Annotated in this window: 13 protein-coding genes; 3 read left to right on the top strand and 10 right to left on the bottom strand. The window is 69.0% G+C overall.

The genetic code is table 11. The annotated features are described in order from the left end of the window. Positions 1 to 14: 14 nt before the first annotated feature. The 4 genes from prpF to IG196_RS22945 form a co-directional block, all read right to left on the bottom strand. Entirely contained in the window at positions 15 to 1205 is a 1191-nt protein-coding gene (prpF, locus tag IG196_RS22960) for a 2-methylaconitate cis-trans isomerase PrpF (protein ID WP_192193149.1), read from the bottom strand. A 2-nt stretch (positions 1206 to 1207) separates the two neighbouring features. Continuing rightward, entirely contained in the window at positions 1208 to 3802 is a 2595-nt protein-coding gene (gene acnD, locus IG196_RS22955; protein WP_192193148.1) for a Fe/S-dependent 2-methylisocitrate dehydratase AcnD, read from the bottom strand. A gap of 61 nt (positions 3803 to 3863) precedes the next feature. Further along, on the bottom strand, positions 3864 to 5021 hold the full coding sequence (prpC, locus tag IG196_RS22950; RefSeq protein ID WP_192193147.1) for a 2-methylcitrate synthase: 1158 nt from the start codon (positions 5019 to 5021) through the stop codon (positions 3864 to 3866). Then, on the bottom strand, positions 5018 to 5428 hold the full coding sequence (locus IG196_RS22945; protein ID WP_192193146.1) for an acyl-CoA thioesterase: 411 nt from the start codon (positions 5426 to 5428) through the stop codon (positions 5018 to 5020). The genes prpC and IG196_RS22945 overlap by 4 nt, the downstream gene beginning before the upstream one ends. A gap of 120 nt (positions 5429 to 5548) precedes the next feature. On the opposite strand from IG196_RS22945, the gene IG196_RS22940 reads away from it, so the two are divergent. Beyond that, positions 5549 to 6976 carry a short-chain fatty acyl-CoA regulator family protein gene (locus tag IG196_RS22940; RefSeq protein ID WP_192193145.1) on the top strand — a complete coding sequence of 476 codons (1428 nt, stop codon included), beginning with the start codon at positions 5549 to 5551 and terminating at the stop codon, positions 6974 to 6976. Positions 6977 to 6988: 12 nt separating this feature from the next. Here the strand turns inward: IG196_RS22940 and IG196_RS22935 are convergent, their stop codons facing one another. The 4 genes from IG196_RS22935 to IG196_RS22920 all read right to left on the bottom strand — a co-directional run bounded on the left by IG196_RS22935 (position 6989) and on the right by IG196_RS22920 (position 13999). Continuing rightward, positions 6989 to 8449, bottom strand: coding sequence for an efflux transporter outer membrane subunit (locus IG196_RS22935; protein ID WP_192193144.1), 1461 nt, complete (start codon positions 8447 to 8449; stop codon positions 6989 to 6991). Continuing rightward, entirely contained in the window at positions 8449 to 11610 is a 3162-nt protein-coding gene (locus IG196_RS22930; protein WP_192193143.1) for an efflux RND transporter permease subunit, read from the bottom strand. Before IG196_RS22930 ends, IG196_RS22935 begins: the two co-directional genes overlap by 1 nt. A 9-nt stretch (positions 11611 to 11619) precedes the next feature. After that, positions 11620 to 12840, bottom strand: a complete 1221-nt coding sequence (locus tag IG196_RS22925; protein WP_192193142.1) for an efflux RND transporter periplasmic adaptor subunit — start codon at positions 12838 to 12840, stop codon at positions 11620 to 11622. A gap of 208 nt (positions 12841 to 13048) precedes the next feature. After that, a complete protein-coding gene (locus IG196_RS22920) occupies positions 13049 to 13999 on the bottom strand; it encodes a LysR substrate-binding domain-containing protein (RefSeq protein WP_180838876.1) in 951 nt (316 codons plus the stop codon). Positions 14000 to 14177: 178 nt separating this feature from the next. Between IG196_RS22920 and IG196_RS22915 the strand changes: the two genes are divergently transcribed. Next, the gene (locus tag IG196_RS22915; RefSeq protein WP_192193141.1) at positions 14178 to 15536 is read left to right on the top strand and encodes an amidohydrolase; all 1359 of its coding nucleotides are present in this window, start codon (positions 14178 to 14180) and stop codon (positions 15534 to 15536) included. Between the two features lie 132 nt (positions 15537 to 15668). Here IG196_RS22915 and IG196_RS22910 read toward each other — a convergent pair whose 3' ends face one another. Then, entirely contained in the window at positions 15669 to 16580 is a 912-nt protein-coding gene (locus IG196_RS22910) for a LysR family transcriptional regulator (RefSeq protein WP_192193140.1), read from the bottom strand. Between the two features lie 144 nt (positions 16581 to 16724). Here IG196_RS22910 and IG196_RS22905 point away from each other — a divergent pair, with 144 nt between their 5' ends. Next, entirely contained in the window at positions 16725 to 17927 is a 1203-nt protein-coding gene (locus IG196_RS22905; RefSeq protein WP_192193139.1) for an MFS transporter, read from the top strand. A 63-nt stretch (positions 17928 to 17990) separates the two neighbouring features. Here IG196_RS22905 and IG196_RS22900 read toward each other — a convergent pair whose 3' ends face one another. Continuing rightward, a complete protein-coding gene (locus tag IG196_RS22900) occupies positions 17991 to 18392 on the bottom strand; it encodes a phage holin family protein (RefSeq protein WP_101489232.1) in 402 nt (133 codons plus the stop codon). Positions 18393 to 18493 lie beyond the last annotated feature (101 nt).

Here is an 18493-nt window from a genome sequence, read left to right as displayed (position 1 = left end):
ATGGATCTGAAAGCTCAAAGGGTGTCGCCGGGCACACGGACCCAGCCTTCCATGAGGACACGCGCGCTGCGGCTCATGACGGCCTTGGTCACGCGCCATTCGCCCTCGACCTGGTGCGCCTGCGCGCCCACGCGCAAGGTGCCCGAGGGGTGGCCGAAGCGCACCGCCTCGCGCGCGCCGCCGCCGGCCGCGAGGTTCACCAGCGTGCCGGGAATGGCGGCGGCCGTGCCGATGGCCACGGCCGCCGTGCCCATCATGGCGTGGTGCAGCTTGCCCATCGACAGCGCGCGCACGAGCAGGTCGATGTCGCTGGCCGCAACGGCCTTGCCGCTCGATGCGATGTAGCCCGCCGGCTTGGCCACGAAGGCGACCTTGGGTGTGTGCTGGCGGCTGGCCGCTTCGTCGAGCGTGCGGATGAGGCCCATTCGCAGTGCGCCGTGTGCGCGGATGGCCTCGAAGCGGGCCAGCGCAGCGGCATCGCCATTGATCGCGTCCTGCAGCTCGGTGCCGGTGTAGCCGAGGGCGTCGGCGTTCACGAAGACGGTGGGGATGCCGGCGTTGATCATCGTGGCCTGCAGCGTGCCGATGCCGGGCACGTGCAGGTCGTCGACGAGGTTGCCGGTCGGGAACATCGCACCGCCCGCACCGTCTTCTTCGGCGGCGGGGTCCATGAATTCGAGCTGCACCTCGGCCGCGGGAAAGGTCACGCCGTCGAGTTCGAAGTCGCCGGTCTCCTGCACCGCACCGCCGCTGATCGGCACGTGCGCGACGATGGTCTTGCCGATGTTGGCCTGCCAGATGCGCACGACCGCCACGCCATCGCGTGGTACGCGTGCCGCATCGATGAGGCCGTTGCTGATCGCGAACGGCCCGACGGCCGACGAGAGGTTGCCGCAGTTGCCGCTCCAGTCGACGAAGGGGCGGTCGATCGACACCTGGCCGAACAGGTAGTCCACGTCGTGCCCGGGCCGTTCGCTCTTCGAGAGGATGACGGTCTTGCTCGTGCTCGACGTCGCGGCGCCCATGCCGTCGATCTGCTTGCCGTAGGGGTCGGGGCTGCCGATCACGCGCAGCAGCAGCGCATCGCGCGCGGGGCCAGGCACCTGCGCGGCCGCGGGCAGGTCCTGCAGGCGGAAGAACACGCCCTTGCTGGTGCCACCGCGCATGTAGGTGGCGGCAATCTTGATCTGCGGAATGTGCGGCATCGTCAGTCGGCTTTCGTGGCGGCGAGGAAGTCTTGTGCGAAGCGCTGCAGCACCCCGCCGGCTTGGTAGATGGAGACCTCTTCGGCGGTGTCGAGGCGGCAGGTCATGGGCACGTCGAGCCGTTCGCCATTGCGACGGTGCACGACCAGCGTGAGGTCGGCGCGCGGGGTGCGCTCGCCGGTCACATCGTAAGTCTCGGTGCCGTCCAGGCCCAGTGTGAGGCGGCTCGTGCCCGGCTTGAATTCGAGCGGCAGCACGCCCATGCCGATCAGGTTGGTGCGGTGGATGCGCTCGAAGCCCTCGGCCGCAATGGCTTCGACGCCGGCCAGCCGCACGCCCTTGGCGGCCCAGTCGCGCGACGAGCCCTGGCCGTAGTCGGCGCCGGCCACGATGATCAGCGGCTGCTTGCGCAGCATGTAGGTTTCGATGGCTTCCCACATGCGCATCACCTCGCCCTCGGGCTCCACGCGCGCCAGCGAACCGGCGCGCACCGTGCCGTCGGCCTTGCGCACCATCTCGTTCTTCAGCGTGGGGTTGGCAAAAGTGGCGCGCTGCGCCGTGAGGTGGTCGCCGCGGTGGGTGGCGTAGGAGTTGAAGTCTTCCTCGGGCAGGCCCATGCGGTGCAGGTACTGGCCGGCCGCGCTGTCGAGCAGGATCGCGTTCGACGGCGACAGGTGGTCGGTCGTGATGTTGTCCGGCAGGATCGCCAGCGGTCGCATGCCCTTGAGCGTGCGTTCGCCGGCCAGTGCGCCTTCCCAGTACGGCGGACGGCGGATGTAGGTGGAGGCGGGGCGCCAGTCGTACAGCGGCGCCACCTTCTCGCCCGTGTCGGGCTGGATCGCGAACATCGGCTCGTAGACCTGACGGAAGTGCGCGGGCTTCACGCTGGCCTTCACGATGGCGTCGATCTCTTCGTCGGTCGGCCAGAGGTCCTTGAGGCGAATCTCCTTGCCGTCGACGACGGTGAGCACGTCCTTCTCGATGTCGAAGCGCACGGTGCCCGCAATCGCGTAGGCCACCACCAGCGGCGGCGAGGCCAGGAAGGCCTGCTTCGCATACGGGTGGATGCGCCCGTCGAAGTTGCGGTTGCCCGAGAGCACGGCGGTGGCGTAAAGGTCGCGCTCCACGATCTCCTGCTGGATCGCCGGATCGAGTGCGCCCGACATGCCGTTGCACGAGGTGCAGGCATAGGCCACCACGCCGAAGCCGAGCTGTTCCAGCTCGCCCATCAGGCCCGCATCTTCCAGGTACAGCGTGACCGCTTTCGAGCCCGGCGCCAGCGAGGTCTTGACCCACGGCTTGCGCGTCAGCCCCACGCGGTTGGCATTGCGCGCGAGCAGGCCCGCGGCGATCACGTTGCGCGGGTTGCTGGTGTTGGTGCAGCTGGTGATGGCCGCGATGATCACCGCGCCGTCGGGCATCTGGCCGGGCACGTCGTCCCACGGGGCGGCGATGCCGCGCGCCGCGAGGTCGGCCGTGGCCACGCGCGCATGCGGGTTCGACGGGCCGGCCATGTTGCGCACGACGCTCGAGAGGTCGAAGTGCAGCACGCGCTCGTATTCGACGTCGCTCAGCGTGTCGGCCCACAGGCCGGCCTGCTTGGCATAGATTTCGACAAGCCGCACCTGTTCGTCGGCGCGGCCCGTGAGGCGCAGGTAGTCGAGCGTCTGCGTGTCGATGGCGAACATCGCGGCGGTGGCACCGTACTCCGGCGCCATGTTGGAGATGGTCGCTCGGTCGCCCAGCGTGAGGGTGGCCGCGCCTTCGCCGTGGAACTCGAGGTACGCGCCCACGACCTTTGCCGCGCGCAGGAACTCGGTGAGCGCGAGCACGACGTCGGTGGCCGTGATGCCCGGCTGCGGCCGGCCCGCGAGGCGCACGCCGACGATGTCGGGCAGCCGCATCCACGAGGCACGGCCGAGCATCACGTTCTCGGCCTCGAGCCCGCCCACGCCGATGGCGACCACGCCCAGCGCATCGACGTGCGGCGTGTGGCTGTCGGTGCCGACCAGCGTGTCGGGGTAGGCCACGCCGTCCTGCGCATGCACGACGGGTGACATCCGCTCCAGGTTGATCTGATGCATGATCCCGTTCCCCGGCGGGATCACCTCCATGTTGCGGAAGGCCCGCTTCGTCCATTCGATGAAGTGAAAGCGGTCTTCGTTGCGCCGGTCCTCGATGGCGCGGTTCTTCGCGAAGGCATCGGGGTCGAAGCCGCCGCACTCCACCGCCAGCGAGTGGTCGACGATGAGCTGCACAGGCACCACGGGATTCACCTGCGAGGGGTCGCCGCCCTGTTCGGCGATGGCATCGCGCAGGCCGGCCAGGTCGACCAGCGCGGTCTGGCCGAGGATGTCGTGGCAGACCACGCGCGCGGGGAACCACGGAAAGTCATGTTCGCGCCGGCGCAGGGCGAGTTGCGTGAGGCTCTGCACGAGGATCGCCGGGTCGCAGCGGCGCACGAGGTTTTCGGCATGCACGCGCGCGGTGTAGGGCATCGTGGCCCAGGCGCCGGCCTGGATGGCTTCGACGGCTTCGCGCGCATCGAAGTAATCCAGTGCGGTGCCGGGAAGGTTCTTGCGGTAGTCGGTGTTCATGGGGCGCTTGTCGCTCGGCACCCGCACGCAGGCACGGGTGCTTTTTCTTCTTCGGGTGTTTTTACTTCCGATCCTGGATCGGCGCGAACTTCAGGTCTTCGGGACCCGTGTAGTTGGCGCTCGGCCGGATGATCTTGTTGTCGATGCGCTGCTCGATGATGTGCGCCGCCCAGCCTGATGTGCGCGCAATGACGAACAGCGGCGTGAACATGGCCGTGGGCACGCCCATCATGTGATAGCTCACCGCGCTGAACCAGTCGAGGTTGGGGAACATCTGCTTCACGTCCCACATCACCGCTTCAAGCCGCTCGGCGATGTCGAACATCTTGGTCGAGCCGGCCTCCTGCGACAGCGTGCGCGCCACGCCCTTGATGACCACGTTGCGCGGATCGCTCACGGTGTAGACCGGGTGGCCGAAGCCGATCACGACTTCCTTGGCGGCGACGCGGCGGCGGATGTCGGCCTCGGCCTCGTCGGGTGCGTCGTAGCGCTTCTGGATCTCGAAGGCCACCTCGTTGGCGCCGCCGTGCTTGGGGCCGCGCAGCGCGCCGATGGCGCCGGTGATGGCCGAGTACACATCGGAGCCCGTGCCCGCGACCACGCGCGCCGTGAAGGTCGAGGCGTTGAACTCGTGCTCGGCGTAGAGGTTGAGCGAGGTGTGCATCGCGCGCTCCCACTGCGGGCTGGGCTTGCGGCCGTGCAGCAAGTGCAGGAAGTGCGCGCCGATCGAGTCGTCGTCGGTCTCGACCTCGATGCGCCGGCCCTGCGTCGACCAGTGGTACCAGTACAGCAGCATCGAGCCGAGCGAGGCCATCAGGCGGTCGGCGATGTCGCGCGCGCCGGGCAGGTTGTGGTCTTCCTTCTCGGGCAGCAGGCAGCCTAGCGACGAGACGCCCGTGCGCATCACGTCCATCGGGTGCGCACTGGCGGGCAGTTGCTCCAGCGCTTCCTTCAGGCTCGCGGGCAGGCCGCGCATGGCCTTGAGCTTGGCCTTGTAGGCGCGCAGCTCGGCGGACGTGGGCAGCTTGCCGTGCACCAGCAGGTGCGCGATTTCTTCGAACTCGCAGACCTCGGCGATGTCCAGGATGTCGTAGCCGCGGTAGTGCAGGTCGTTGCCCGTGCGGCCCACGGTGCACAGCGCCGTGTTGCCGGCGGTCACGCCCGACAGGGCGACGGATTTCTTGGGCTTGAAGCCGGTGGGGGTGGCGATGTCGTTCATGCGGGTTCCTTGTCAGTAGGCACGGGGTGCAGGTAGGCGTGGCGCAGGCGCGCCGGACGGCCGCGGCCATCGACGGCCACCATCTCGAACAGGCCCTTCAGGGAGGGGCGGGGCCCGCCGTCGGGCGGCTCGGCCGCGCCCGTGACGCAGACCGTGAGCGAGCTGCGCCCGGCGCGCGTCACCCAGGCCCGCAGGCGCAGCACGTGGCCGACCGGCACGGGCGCCAGAAACTGCGCGTCGCCCAGGCTGGCCATGACCACGTCGGACTTGGCGAAGGTGCGCGCGGCGAGGAACGCGGCCTTCGACATCAGCAGCAGGGCGTTGCCGCCGAACAGCGTGCCGTAGTGGTTGGCGTGCGCGGGGAACACGATGTCGGTCAGTTCGATGGCGGCAGATCGGTGGGTCATGCTTCGCAATTTACGCAATCGAGCGCCCATAATGAAGGACTGAATTGGCGAATCATTGCGAATGAAAACGACTGATTTTGCAAATATTGCGAAGATCACAGAGACCCACGAGGTGACCCGATGAGCAAGACCTTCATGGGCGTGCGCCTGCGCACGCTGCGCGCCGAACGCGGCCTGACGCAGGTGGCGCTGGCGCAGATGCTCGGCCTGTCGCCGAGCTACCTGAACCAGATCGAGCAGAACCAGCGCCCGCTCACCGTGGCCGTGCTGCTGCGCATCAGCAAGACGCTCGGCGTCGATGTGCAGCAGTTCTCCGACGACGAAGAGGCGCGGCTCGTGGCCAGCATGCGCGAGGCGCTGGCCGACAACCCCGGCGGCGAGGCCGTGGCACTGCCCGAGCTGCGCGAGGTGGCGTCGCAGATGCCGGCCGTGGCGCGCGCGCTGCTCGCCTTGCACCGCCGCCACCAGGAGGCGCAGGAGCGGCTGGAACTCATGGCCGCCGAACTCGGCGACGGACGCGGCGACATCTCGCGCAGCCGGCCGATGCCCTTCGAGGTGGTGCGCGATTTCTTCTTTGCGCACCAGAACCATTTCGATCCGCTCGACACGGCCGCCGAATCGCTCGCGGCGGAAGCCCGCGCGCACGGTGGACCGCTCGCCGAATGGCTCCAGCAGAGGCTTCTCAAGGTACACGGCGTGCGCGTGGTGCCGGACGACGAAGCCGCGGGCGCGCTCGACAGCCAGCGCCGCTACGACCCGGCCAGCCGCGTGCTGCGTTTGTCGGCGGGCCTGGAACCGGGCCAGCAGGCCTTTCAGCTGGCCACGCAGCTGGCGCTGCTCGAGCAGGCCGCGCTCATCGAATCGCTGGTGCTGCAGGCCGATTTCGGTGACGCCCCGGCCCACGCGCTCGCGCGCATCGGGCTGGCCAACTACTTCGCGGCGGCCGTGTTGTTGCCCTATGGCCCGTTCCTGCAGGCGGCCGAGGCGCTGCGCTACGACATCGACTTGCTCGCACGCCAGTTCGGCGTCGGCTTCGAAACGGTCTGCCACCGCCTGAGCAGCATGCAGCGACCAGGCGCGTCGGGCGTGCCCTTCTTCTTCATCCGCGTGGACCGGGCGGGCAACATCTCCAAGCGGCAGTCGGCCACGCACTTCCATTTCTCGAAGACCGGCGGCACCTGCCCGCTGTGGAACGTGTACGAGGCCTTTGCGCAGCCCGGGCGCGTGCTGCCGCAGCTGGCGCGCATGCCCGACGGCCGCGCCTACCTGTGGATTGCGCGCACCGTGTCGCACGGCCAGCGCGGCTTCGGTTCACCGAGCAAGACCTTCTCGATCGGCTTGGGCTGCGACATCCGCCATGCCCCGCGCCTGGTCTACGCCAAGGGCCTCGACCTGAAGGACCCCGACGTGCCCACGCCCATCGGCATGGGCTGCAAGGTGTGCGAGCGCGTGGCCTGCCCGCAGCGGGCGTTCCCGTTCATCGGGCGGGCGCTGGATGTGAACGAGAACGAAAGCAGGTTCACGCCGTATGCGGTGGCGGGGGCGTAGGGCGGTGGCGCGTCAGTCGCCTTGCGAGGGCTGTGGTGCAGCCCCGGACGCCTCGCTCCACCCACCCCCCAGCGCCTTGTAGATCGCCAACCGGTTCGTCTGCTCCGTGAGCTGCAAACCGATGAGCGTCTGCTGCGCCGCGTAGTCGCTGCGTTGCGCGTCCAGCACGTCGAGGTAGTTGGCGGCGCCGCTCTTGAAGAGTGCCTGCGAGAGCTCGAAGCTGCGCGAGGTGGCGCTGCGCAGCGAGCGCTGCGCGTCGAGGCGCTCGGCCAGCGTGCGGCGTTCGGCCAGCGCGTCGGCCACTTCGCGGAAGGCGGTCTGCACGGCCTTCTCATAAGTGGCGATCTGGATCTTCTGCTGCGCCTGCGCGACCTGCAGGGTGGCGCGGTTGGCGCCGCCGTCGAAGATCGGCACGCTGATCGACGGCGCGAAGCTCCAGGCCTTGCTGCCGCTGGTGAACAGGCCCGAGAGCGTGCTGCTCGCGGTGCCGGCCGAGGCCGTGAGTGCGATGCGCGGGAAGAAGGCCGCGCGTGCCGCGCCGATGTCGGCGTTGCTCGCACGCAGCGCATGCTCGGCGGCGCGCACGTCGGGCCGCTGTTGCAGCACGCTCGATGACAGGCCGGCCGGCGGCACGAGCAGTTGCGCCACGTCCGCGGTCGTCGCGGCGGTCGGCAGCAGTTCGGGCGGCGGCGTGGTGCCAACCAGCAGCGCGAGCGCGTTGCGGTCCTGCTCGACCTGGCTGTCGAAGGCCGCGGCGTCGGCGCGCGCGGCATCGACGGTGCTTTGCGATTGCGCCAGCGCCAGGCCCGACTGCGCGCCGAGCGCATGGCTGCGCTGCACCAGCTCGAATGATTTGCGCTGGCTCTCGAGCGTGCTGCGTGCGAGCTGCAGGCGCTGCTCGTCGGCGGCCAGCTGCAGCCACGCCGTGGCGACCGACGCGACCAGGCTGATCTGCGTGCTGCGCTGCGTTTCCTCGGTCTGGAAGTAGCTCTGCAGCGCCGAGTCGCCGAGGTTGCGCACGCGCCCGAACAGGTCGAGCTCGTAGGCCGTCATGCCAAGGTTGGCGCTGTACTGCGAGGCGATGCGCGACTCGCCGCTGGTCGACAGGCTGCCCGGCGTGCGCGAGCGCGTGCCGGTCGCGCCGGCGTTGACGGTGGGGAACAGGTCGGCGCGCGCGATGCCGTACTGGGCGCGCGCACGCTCGATGTTGAGCGCGGCCACGCGCAGGTCGCGATTGTTGGCGAGCGCGAGTTCGATCACGCCCTGCAGCTGCTTGTCGACGAAGAAATCGCGCCAGCCGATATCGAGTGGCGTGGTCGCGGTGACGCCGGCCGAGGGCAGGACCGATGGCACTGGCGAGGCGGGTGTTTCATACGCGGGCGCGAGGTTGACGCAGCCCGCGAGCACGACAGAGGCCAGGGCGGCGCAGGCCAGCGCGCGCAGGGGAAGGCGGGGCAGGGTGATGCGATTCATCAGTGCGCTCCCTGTTCCGTGGGCACCGCATCCGGCGCGGCAGCCGGCTTGCGTCGGCCTTCCAGCCAGCCGCGAATCAACGCGAAGAACAGCGGCACGAAGAAGATGCCCAGCGCCGTGCCGACCACCATGCCGCCCAGCACGGCCGTGCCGATCGACTGGCGGCCACCCGCGCCCGCGCCCGTGCCGATGGCCAGCGGCAGCACGCCGAAGCCGAAGGCCAGCGAGGTCATGAGGATGGGGCGCAGCCGCAGCCGCACGGCTTCCAGGGTCGCCTCGATCACGCCTTTGCCCTGCTCCTGCAGCTGCTTGGCGAACTCGACGATCAGGATCGCGTTCTTCGACGACAGCCCCACGGTGGTCAGCAGGCCGACCTGGAAGTAGACGTCGTTGCTCAGGCCGCGCAGGCTGGTGAACAGCAGTGCGCCCACGATGCCCAGCGGCACCACGAGGATCACCGAGAACGGCACCGACCAGCTTTCGTACAAGGCCGCGAGGCACAGGAACACGAACAGGATCGAGATGGCATAGAGCAGCGGCGCCTGCGCGCCCGACAGGCGCTCCTGGAACGAGGCGCCGGTCCATTCGTAGCCGATGCCGGCGGGCATCTGCTTCATCACTTCGTCGACGGCGGCCATCGCGACGCCCGAGCTCACGCCGGGTGCGGCGTCGCCCACGAACTCGTAGCTCGGGCTGCCGTTGTAGCGCTGCAGCTGCGGGGAGCCATACGTCCAGCGCGAGCTGGAGAACGCCGGGAACGGCACCATCTGGCCCAGGCTGTTGCGCACGCTCCAGCGGTCGATGTCGGTGGGCAGCATGCGGAAGGCGGTGTCGCCCTGCATGTACACGCGCTTGACGCGGCCGTTGTCCAGAAAGTCGTTGATGTAGGTGCCGCCCATGGCGCTCGACAGCGTGCTGTCGATGTCGGCCGTGGCCAGGCTCGATGCACCGGCGCGCGCGTCGTCGATGTCCACCGCGAACTGCGGCGTGTCGTCCAGGTTGTTGCTGCGCACGTTCGCGACTTCGGGGCGTTTGGAGAGCAGGTCGATGAGTTGGTCGCGCGCCTTCACGAGCGCGTCGTGGCCCAGGCCGTTGATGTCCTTCAGATGAAAGTTGAAGCCTGCGTTGGCGCCGAGACCGCGCACCGCCGGTGGCAGCAGCACGAAGATGCGCGCGTCGCGAACGGTCGACAGCTCTTTGTTGGCGCGCCGCGCGAGTTCGGCGGCCGACTGGCCGGCGCCTTCGCGCTCGGCCCAGTCTTTCAGCTTCACGAAGGCGCGTGCCGAACTCTGGTCGCCGTTCTGCCCGGTGATGACGTTCACGCTGACCACTTCGGGCTGCTTCGTGAAGTAGTTCTGCATCTGCGTGACCACCGGCTGCAGGCGCGCGTCGGACGCGCCCGGTGGCAGCGTCACCTGCACCTGCAGGAAGGCCTGGTCTTCATCCGGCAGGAAGGAGGTGGGCAGCCGCATGAACAGCAGCGCCATCACGGCCGCGATCAGCAGGTACACCACGAGGCTGCGCTTGCCGCGCCGCATGATGCCGCCGACCACGCCCTGGTAGCGGTCGGCGCCCTTGTCGAAGTTGCGGTTGAAGCCCGCGAAGAAGCGGTCGACCGCGCCCAGCACGCCCTTGCGCGGCGCGGCATGGCCGCCCTTGGCAACGGGCTTCAGCAGCGTGGCGCACAGCGCCGGCGTGAGCGTGAGCGCCACGAACACCGACAGCGCCATGGCCGAGACGATGGTGATCGAGAACTGGCGGTAGATCACGCCGGTCGAGCCACCGAAGAAGGCCATCGGGATGAACACCGCCGACAGCACCAGCGCAATGCCGACGAGCGCGGGCGTGATCTCGGCCATCGACTTGCGCGTGGCCTCCTTGGGCGACAGCCCTTCCTCGTGCATCACGCGCTCGACGTTCTCCACCACCACGATGGCGTCGTCCACCAAGAGGCCGATGGCCAGCACCATGCCGAACATGGTGAGCGTGTTGATCGAGTAGCCGGCCATCGAGAGCACGCCGAAGGTGCCCAGCAGCACCACCGGCACGGCAATGGCCGGGATCAGCGTGGCGCGGAAGTTCTGCAGAAAGATGTACATCACCAGCACGACCAGCACCATGGCCTCGGCCAGCGCCTTCACCACCTCGTCGATCGACGCGCTCACGAAGGGAGTGGTGTCGTAGCTCACGAAGGTCTGCATCTGGTTGGGAAAGAGCGGCTGCAGTTCGTCGACCTTGGCCTTCACGGCCTCGGCCACCTGCACGGCGTTGGCGCCGTCGGCCAGCACGATGCCCATGCCGGCGCCCGGACGGCCGCCGAGCACCGAGCGCACTGTGAGGTTCTCGGCGCCCAGCTCGACACGGGCCACGTCTCTCAGGCGCACCACGGCGCCGTCGGGCGTGGCACGCAGCACCACGTTCTCGAACTCTTCGACCGTCTTCAGCTTGCTGCGCGCGGTGATGGTGGCGTTGAGCTGCTGCTGCGCACCGGCCGGCAGCGCGCCGAGCTGGCCGGCCGAGACCTGTGCGTTCTGCGCGGTGATGGCGCTGCCCACGTCCGAGGGCATGAGCGCGTACTTGCGCAGCTTGTCGGGGTCGAGCCACAGGCGCATGGCGTAGCCGGTGCCCAGCGTCTGCACTTCGCCCACGCCGTCGATGCGGCTGATGACGTCGACCAGGTTGCTGCTGATGTAGTCGCCCACGTCCACCGCCGAGGCACTGCCGTCGCCGGAGAACATCGAGACGATCATGAGGAAGTCGTTGCCGCCCTTGGTGACGGTGACGCCGCGGCTTTGCACCTGCTGCGGCAGGCGCGACATGGCCTGCTGCAGCTTGTTCTGCACCTGCATCTGGGCCACATCGATGTTGGTGCCCGCGTCGAAGGTGAGCGACAGCCGCGCCTGCCCCGACGAGTTGCTGGTCGACTGCATGTACAGCAGGTTGTCCAGCCCCTTCATCTGCTGTTCGATGACCTGGGTGACGGAGTCTTCGACCGTCTTGGCCGAGGCGCCGGTGTAGGTGGCGCCGATGGACACGCGCGGCGGCGCGATGTCGGGGTACTGCTCGAGCGGCAGCGTGCGGATGGCCATCAGGCCGGCGAGCATGACGACGATGGAAAGCACCCACGCGAAGATGGGGCGGTCGATGAAGAACTGGGCCATGGGGTGGCCTCAGCGCGCGAGGGTGGCGGAAGCGGCGTCGGGCTTGGCGCTCGCGACGGCAGCGCCGGCGGGGCGGGCGCCCAGGTCGACCGTGCGCACCTTGTCGCCCACCTTCACGCGCTGCGAGCCTTCCATGAGCACGCGGTCGCCCGTGGCCAGGCCGTCGATGACCTGCCAGCGCGTGCCGATGGCGCGGCCGATGCGGATGGGCCGCTTCTCGACCTTGTTGTCGGCGTCGATCACCAGCGTGGAGGCGCTGCCGTCGGGCGCGCGCGTGACGGCCTGCTGCGGCACCAGCAGCGCGGCGTCGTTCACGCCCTCTTGCAAGACGGCGCGCACGTACATGCCGGGCATCAGCAGCTTGTCGGGGTTGGGCACCACGGCGCGCAGCGTGACGCTGCCGGTGCCGGCATCGACCGTCACGCCGCTGAAGGTGAGGCGTCCGGCGTGCGGGTAGGGGCTGCCGTCTTCCAGCAGCAGCTGGATGCGCGCCTCGGCCTCGCTGGCGCGCTGCAGCCGGCCACTGGCCAGCTCGCGCTTCAGGCGCAAGAGCTCGCTGCTCGACTGCGTGACGTGCACATGGATCGGATCGAGCTGCTGCACGGTGGTCATGGCGGCCGCCTGGTTGGCCGTGACCAGCGCACCGGGCGTGACGGTGGAGAGCTCGGCCCAGCCGGTGATCGGCGAGGTGATGCGCGTGTAGCCCAGCTGGATGCGCGCGGTCTGCTCGGCCGCGCGCGCCACGCCGAGGTCGGCCTCGGCCTGTTGTTCGGCGGCCTGGGTCTCGTCGAACACCTGGCGGCTGATAGCGTCGATCTTCACCAGCTCGGCATTGCGCTTGGCCACGGTGCGGGCCGTGGCCAGGGCTGACTCGGCCTTGCGCACGCTGGCCTGCGCGCTCGCATGGGCTGCCTGCAGCGAGGCCGGGTCGAGCTGGTAGAGCACCTGGCCGGCCTTGACCTGCGAGCCTTCGGTGAAGAGCCGCTCCTTGAGGATGCCGCCGACCTGCGGGCGGATCTCGGCGATGACCGGGGCGGCGGTGCGCCCGGGCAGCTCGGTGCTCAGGGCGAGCACCTCGGACTTCAGCGTGACGATGCCGACTTCTTTTTCAGGGGTCGCCTTGGCCGTGCCGGGGGACTCCACGTTGGTGCGCGAGCACCCCACGAGGGCGGCGGCGATGCACAGGGCCGTGAGGAGCGGGGCGGAACGGGAGGCAAAGTGGACGGGCATGGACAGGCAGAAGTGACGGAAGCCAAAGATGGAGCGGGCACGCGCCGTCGAGTTCAATGCCGCGGCGCGGGGGCGGCGAACTTTACAGAGCGGAAACCGTGCCATGCCCGGGAAGGGCTGGCGGGTGGCTTCGAGTGTGCTGCCCGACAGTTAAGCGGGTGTGAAGCAGGGCGATTCCCTGGCGCGAAACACGCCTGAAACGCCCTGGCTACGGCTTCTTTTTCGCCTGCGCGACCAGGAAGTCGACCAGCAGCACCAGCGGGCCGACCGCGTTGTCGGTGCGGTAGAGGATGCCCAGCGGCGCGATGGGCGCGTTCATGCGCAGCGGCAGCTCGACCACGGCCGAGCGGTCGAGCTGGTCGAGCACGGTGCGCGGCACCGGTACCACCACGTCGGGCTGCGAGAGCAGGGCGCGCACCAGCTGCGGCGTGAGCACCTGGATGGCGTGCGGGCGCGGCACGATCTGCTCGGCGGCCCAGGCGGCCTCCATCACCTGGCGCACTGCGAAGTGCGCGGGCGGCAGCACCCAGCGCGAGTCGGCGAGGTCGCGCAGCCGCAGGCGCTTGCGCTGCGCGGCGGGGTGATTGACGCCGGCGATCACCACCACCGAGTCGCTGCGCAACGGCACGAAGCGGTGAGCGTCGGGCACGCGCGCCGGCTGGCGCAGCAGCACGGCGTCGAAAGCGCCTGCGCGCAGGCCGATCGTGAGCCGTTCGATGTTGCCTTCCTCGATGAACAGGCGCAGCTTGGGGTGTTTGGCATGCAGCACGTTCAGTGCGGGCTGCAGCACGCTGGCGATGGCCGCCTCGATGGCGCCTATGCGCAGTGCGCGGGTTTCTTGCGCGGCCAGCGCCGCGAGGCCGTCGCTGGCGACCTGCATCGCGTCGATCACCATGCGCGCATGCAGCGCCAGCAGGCGCCCGGCCTCGGTGATGCGCATGCCGCGCGCATGGCGCTCGAACAGCGGCGTGTCGATCAGGCTCTCGACCTCCTGCAGCATCTGCGTGGCCGCCGGCTGGCTGATGTGGATCGCGTCGGCCGCGCGGCGCAGGTGCGAGTGCGCGGCCAGTGCGTCGATCAGCTTCAGGTGGCGCAGGCGCAAGCGCGCGAGCAGCCGCTCGTGCAGCACGGAAGAGGGCGTGGGGGTGTCGGAAGCCATTAATAGGCAATCATTATCAGTCGATGCAAAAGCGATTGGACGCCAATCGGTGGTCTTCCTACGCTCACGGGGTCGGGCGGCAGACAAGGGCGCATCGGCTGCCGGCCCGACGGGGCCGTGCGGACGAAGGGCTCCCGCCCGGCGGGTCCTTCCCTTCTTCTTCAGACAACACCTCACCATGTCCCACCGATTCCGTCCGGCCGCGCGCCTGTGCCTGCCCATCGTTCTTGCCGTCTCGTCCCTGTGCGCCTCGGCGCAGGAGGCGCCAGCCGCTGCTGCGGCACCGGCCGCCGCCGTGCCGCTGTACCCGCTGATCGCCGAGCGCTCCAAGGCCATCGAGCAGAAGGTGATCGACTGGCGCCGCGACATCCACCAGCACCCCGAGCTGGGCAACCAGGAAAAGCGCACCGCCGCGCTGGTGGCGGCCCACCTGAAGGCGTTGGGCTACGAGGTGCGCGAAGGCGTGGCCGTGACCGGCGTGGTCGCCACGCTGCGCGGCGCCAAGCCCGGCCCGGTGGTGGCGCTGCGCGCCGACATGGACGCGCTGCCCGTGAAGGAGCAGGTCGACGTGCCCTTCGCCTCCAAGGCGCGTGCCCAGTGGGGCTTCGCGAATGTCGACGTCATGCATGCCTGCGGGCACGACGGCCATGTGGCGATCCTCATGGGCGTGGCCGAGGTGCTGGCGTCGATGAAGGCGCAGTTGCCCGGCACCGTGAAGCTGATCTTTCAGCCGGCCGAGGAGAAGCTGCCCAACGCCGAGATCGGCGGCGCGCGCCGCATGCTGGCCGAAGGCGCCTTCGATGCGCCCACGCCCGACGCGGTGTTCGGCCTGCACCTGGTTTCGGCGCTGAACACCGGGCAGATCGGCTACAAGCCCGGCCCCATCACCGCGAGTTCGGACACCTTCAAGGTGAGCGTGAAGGGCCGCCAGACGCACGGCTCGCAGCCCTGGAGCGGGGTCGACCCGATCGTGCTCGGCTCGCAGATTGTGCTGGGCTTCCAGACCATCGCGAGCCGCCAGGTCAACGTGACCAAGGAGCCGTCGGTGCTCAGCGTGGGCACCTTCAACGCGGGCACGCGCTACAACATCATTCCCGACGCGGTCGAGATGAGCGGCACGCTGCGCACCTACGACGACGAGATGCGCCAGTTCATCATCAAGCGCATGGGCGAGACCGCCTCGCACATTGCGCAAAGCGGCGGCGGCACGGCCGAGGTCCGCTTCGAGGCCGACGGCTACGCCCCCACCGTGAACGACGCGGCCCTGACCGCCAAGATGGTGCCCAGCCTGCAGCGCGTGCCGGGCGCCAAGCCGGTCGTGATTCCGAAGGGCACGGGCGGCGAAGACTTCTCGTTCTTCGCGCAGAAGGCGCCCGGCTTGTTCGTGATGATCGGCGCCACGCCGCCCGGTCGCGACGCGAACAAGGCCGAGCCCAACCACTCGCCGCGCTTCTTCGTCGACGAGGCCAGCCTGCTGGTGGGCGTGCGCACGCTGACGCAGCTGACGGTGGACTACATGGCAGGCGCGCAGCGCTGACCTGAGCGAATGCCGGGTGTCTTGATCGGTCAGCGAACGAACTTGAAATAGACCCGTTCGGGGTCGTCCGCGTCGAGGTTCGCGTGCGCATCTTCAGGCGTTGCCTCCCGCGTCGATGTGACGGGGCTCGCTTCACAGCGGCTGCTCCCGCGCGTCCGAAAGCGGAAACAGGTGCTGCGCGATGAAGTCCACGAACACACGGATCCTGGGCGACAGCTGCCGGCTCGACGGCCACAGCACGTGGAAGATCATGTGTTCGCGGTTGTGGTCGTCCAGCACCGTGACCAGGCGGCCCTGGTCCAGTTGCTGGCGCACGGCGATCTCCGGCACGCAGGCAATGCCCAGCCCCTGCTCGGCAAAGCAGACCTGCGGATCGAGCGTGTTGGTCACCATGCTGGCCGGCAGGTCGACAGGGGGCGAGCCGGCCGCAAGGCCCAGCGGCCACACGTCCAGCTTGCCGGTGCTGGGAAAGCGATAGAGCAGGCAGGCGTGGCTTGTCAGGTCTTGCGGTTCGCGCGGCACGCCGGCCCGGCGAAAGTAGGCCGGCGCACCGACGATCACCTTGCGGCACGAGCCGATGCGTCGCGCCATCAACCGCGAATCGCTGGGCTCGCCGGTGCGGATCACGGCGTCGAAGCCTTCCTCGATGACGTCCACCAGCCGGTCGGCGTAGTCGATGTCCAGTTCGATGTCGGGGTAGAGCCGCTTGAACGCCGCCAGCTTGGGCATGAACAGCGTGCCCACCGACGGCAGGCTGATGCGCAGCTTGCCGCGGGGTGCGCTCTGTGTCTGCAGCAGTTCCGCTTCGGCCGATTCCACCTCGCAGAGGATGCGCCGGCAGCGCTCCAGGAACAGCGCGCCTTCCGGCGTCAGGTGGACGGTGCGCGTGGAGCGATGGAACAGCCGCACGCCCAGCCGCTCTTCGAGCCGCACGATGGCCTTGCTGACGGCCGAGGCCGAGATGCCCAACTGCTGTCCCGCGGCCGTGAAGCTGCGCGTTTCGCCGGCGCGAACGAAGACGTTCAGCGAACCCAGGTTTTCCATGGAGCGACTTTGATTGATGACTGCGGAGTCATATGTATTTGAAACTTTAGCCCATTTTTCATTGATGCATTCCCGCCCACACTGCGGTGAACGCCAACGCGGGCCACCCGGCCAACGCGGGCACAGACGATGGAAAACAACTGAATGACCACCACAACCGCCACCGTGGGCAAGCGCACCGAACGACTGCCCGTGGCCGCCTTGCTGGCCCTGTCGATGACCGGCTTCCTGGCACTGCTGACGGAGACGATGCCGGCCGGCATGCTCTTGCGCATCAGCCAGGACCTGGGCGTGTCGGAAGCGCTCGCGGGCCAGTTCGTGACCCTCTATGCCATCGGCTCGCTGGTTGCGGCCATTCCGCTGACGGCGGCCACGCTGGGTTGGCGGCGCCGGCCGTTGCTGATCGCGGCGCTGGTCGCCGTGCTGGCCTTCAACACGCTCACGGCGCTGACGTCGAGCTATGCAGTCGCGCTGGTTGCGCGCTTCATGGCCGGCATGGCGGGCGGCCTGATCTGGGGAATGCTGGCGGGCTATGCGCGGCGCATGGTGCCCGAGCACCTCAAGGGGCGCGCGCTGGCCGTGGCCGGGCTGGGCGCACCGCTGGCGTTGTCGCTGGGCGTGCCGCTGGGGACGTTGATGGGCGCCACGCTGGGCTGGCGTACCGCGTTCGGCGGCATGTCGCTGCTCACGCTGGCGGTGATGGCCTGGGTCTTCCTGCAGGTGCCCGACTATCCGGGGCAGGCGGCCGAAAAGCGCGCGCCGGTGCGCCGGATCTTCGTCACGCCCGGCGTGCGACCGGTGCTGGCCGTGCTTGCGCTGTGGGTGCTGGCGCACAGCATTCTCTACACCTACGTGATGCCGTTCCTGGCGCCGGCCGGCCTGTCCGATCGGGTCGATGCGGTGCTGCTGGTCTTCGGCGTGGCGTCGCTGGCGGGCATCTGGATCAGCGGGCTGCTCATCGACCGCATGCTGCGCTCGCTGGTGCTGCTCGCCCTCGCGGGCTTCGCGCTGGCGTCGCTGGCCCTGGGCGTCGCCGGCACGCAGCCGGTGGTGGTCTATGTCGCGGTGGCCGTGTGGGGGCTCACCTTCGGCGGCTCCGGGGCCTTGCTGCAGACCGCGTCGGCCGAAGCCGCCGGCCCCGGCGCGGACGTGGCGCAGTCCATTCTCGTCACGGTGTGGAACATCGCCATTGCGGGCGGCGGCATCGTCGGTGGCGTGCTGCTGGAGACATCGGGCGTCGGCGCTTTTCCATGGGCATTGCTGGCGCTGTTGCTTCCCGGCCTTCTGATTGCCTGGACATCGCGTGCGCACGGGTTCCCCGCGAAGCCGCACCGGTCGTCCCACTGATTCCGAAGGGCGCGGCGCATTTCGCGCGCAACGGGTAGGGCCCGCGAGAAAGGCGGGGCTCGCTCAGAGCCAGTTGCCGCCCTGCGGCATCTGGATCTGCTCGGCCGGATCGCCGCCGGTCACGAACGAGCCGATGAGGATGCTCAGCAGCGAGATGAAGATGCTCGCGAACAGGGCGGTCCAGAAGCCCGACACCTTGAAGCCCTTCACCAGCGCGGCGACCAGCATGACCATCAGCGCGTTGATGACCAGCAGGAACAGGCCGAAGGTCAGCAACGTCAGCGGCAGCGTCAGGAAGATCAGCAGCGGCTTGACGACGGCGTTGGCCAGGCCGAGCAGCAGCGCCGACACGATCAGCGCCGCGGTGCTGTCGAACTTGAGTCCCTTGAAGAGGTGGCTGGCGACCCACAGCGAGATGCCGGTGATGGCCCAGTGGACGAGAAAAGGGGTGATGTTGTTCAGCATGGCGTGCGGTGTGTGGCGTCAGGCGCCATGGTAATCGGGGCATCGCGACAGACCGCTGCGCGGGGCCGGCGGATTTTCTGCGGTTACTTCCCGAAACCATG

Origin of the sequence: Variovorax sp. 38R (genome assembly GCF_014843395.1) — a bacterium.
GTDB classification, from domain to species: domain Bacteria; phylum Pseudomonadota; class Gammaproteobacteria; order Burkholderiales; family Burkholderiaceae_C; genus Variovorax; species Variovorax paradoxus_H.
Note: the sequence above shows the minus strand (reverse complement) of the source record. Positions and strands in the feature narration are given on the sequence as shown.

What these genes read in the sequence shown, in the direction of transcription:
- IG196_RS22910 (WP_192193140.1), bottom strand. Translation starts at nt 16,580, where the DNA reads ATGGAAAACCTGGGTTCGCTGAACGTCTTCGTTCGCGCCGGCGAAACG.
- prpF (WP_192193149.1), bottom strand. Translation starts at nt 1,205, where the DNA reads ATGCCGCACATTCCGCAGATCAAGATTGCCGCCACCTACATGCGCGGT.
- IG196_RS22930 (WP_192193143.1), bottom strand. Translation starts at nt 11,610, where the DNA reads ATGGCCCAGTTCTTCATCGACCGCCCCATCTTCGCGTGGGTGCTTTCC.
- acnD (WP_192193148.1), bottom strand. Translation starts at nt 3,802, where the DNA reads ATGAACACCGACTACCGCAAGAACCTTCCCGGCACCGCACTGGATTAC.
- IG196_RS22905 (WP_192193139.1), top strand. Translation starts at nt 16,725, where the DNA reads ATGACCACCACAACCGCCACCGTGGGCAAGCGCACCGAACGACTGCCC.
- prpC (WP_192193147.1), bottom strand. Translation starts at nt 5,021, where the DNA reads ATGAACGACATCGCCACCCCCACCGGCTTCAAGCCCAAGAAATCCGTC.
- IG196_RS22935 (WP_192193144.1), bottom strand. Translation starts at nt 8,449, where the DNA reads ATGAATCGCATCACCCTGCCCCGCCTTCCCCTGCGCGCGCTGGCCTGC.
- IG196_RS22945 (WP_192193146.1), bottom strand. Translation starts at nt 5,428, where the DNA reads ATGACCCACCGATCTGCCGCCATCGAACTGACCGACATCGTGTTCCCC.
- IG196_RS22920 (WP_180838876.1), bottom strand. Translation starts at nt 13,999, where the DNA reads ATGGCTTCCGACACCCCCACGCCCTCTTCCGTGCTGCACGAGCGGCTG.
- IG196_RS22915 (WP_192193141.1), top strand. Translation starts at nt 14,178, where the DNA reads ATGTCCCACCGATTCCGTCCGGCCGCGCGCCTGTGCCTGCCCATCGTT.
- IG196_RS22900 (WP_101489232.1), bottom strand. Translation starts at nt 18,392, where the DNA reads ATGCTGAACAACATCACCCCTTTTCTCGTCCACTGGGCCATCACCGGC.
- IG196_RS22925 (WP_192193142.1), bottom strand. Translation starts at nt 12,840, where the DNA reads ATGCCCGTCCACTTTGCCTCCCGTTCCGCCCCGCTCCTCACGGCCCTG.
- IG196_RS22940 (WP_192193145.1), top strand. Translation starts at nt 5,549, where the DNA reads ATGAGCAAGACCTTCATGGGCGTGCGCCTGCGCACGCTGCGCGCCGAA.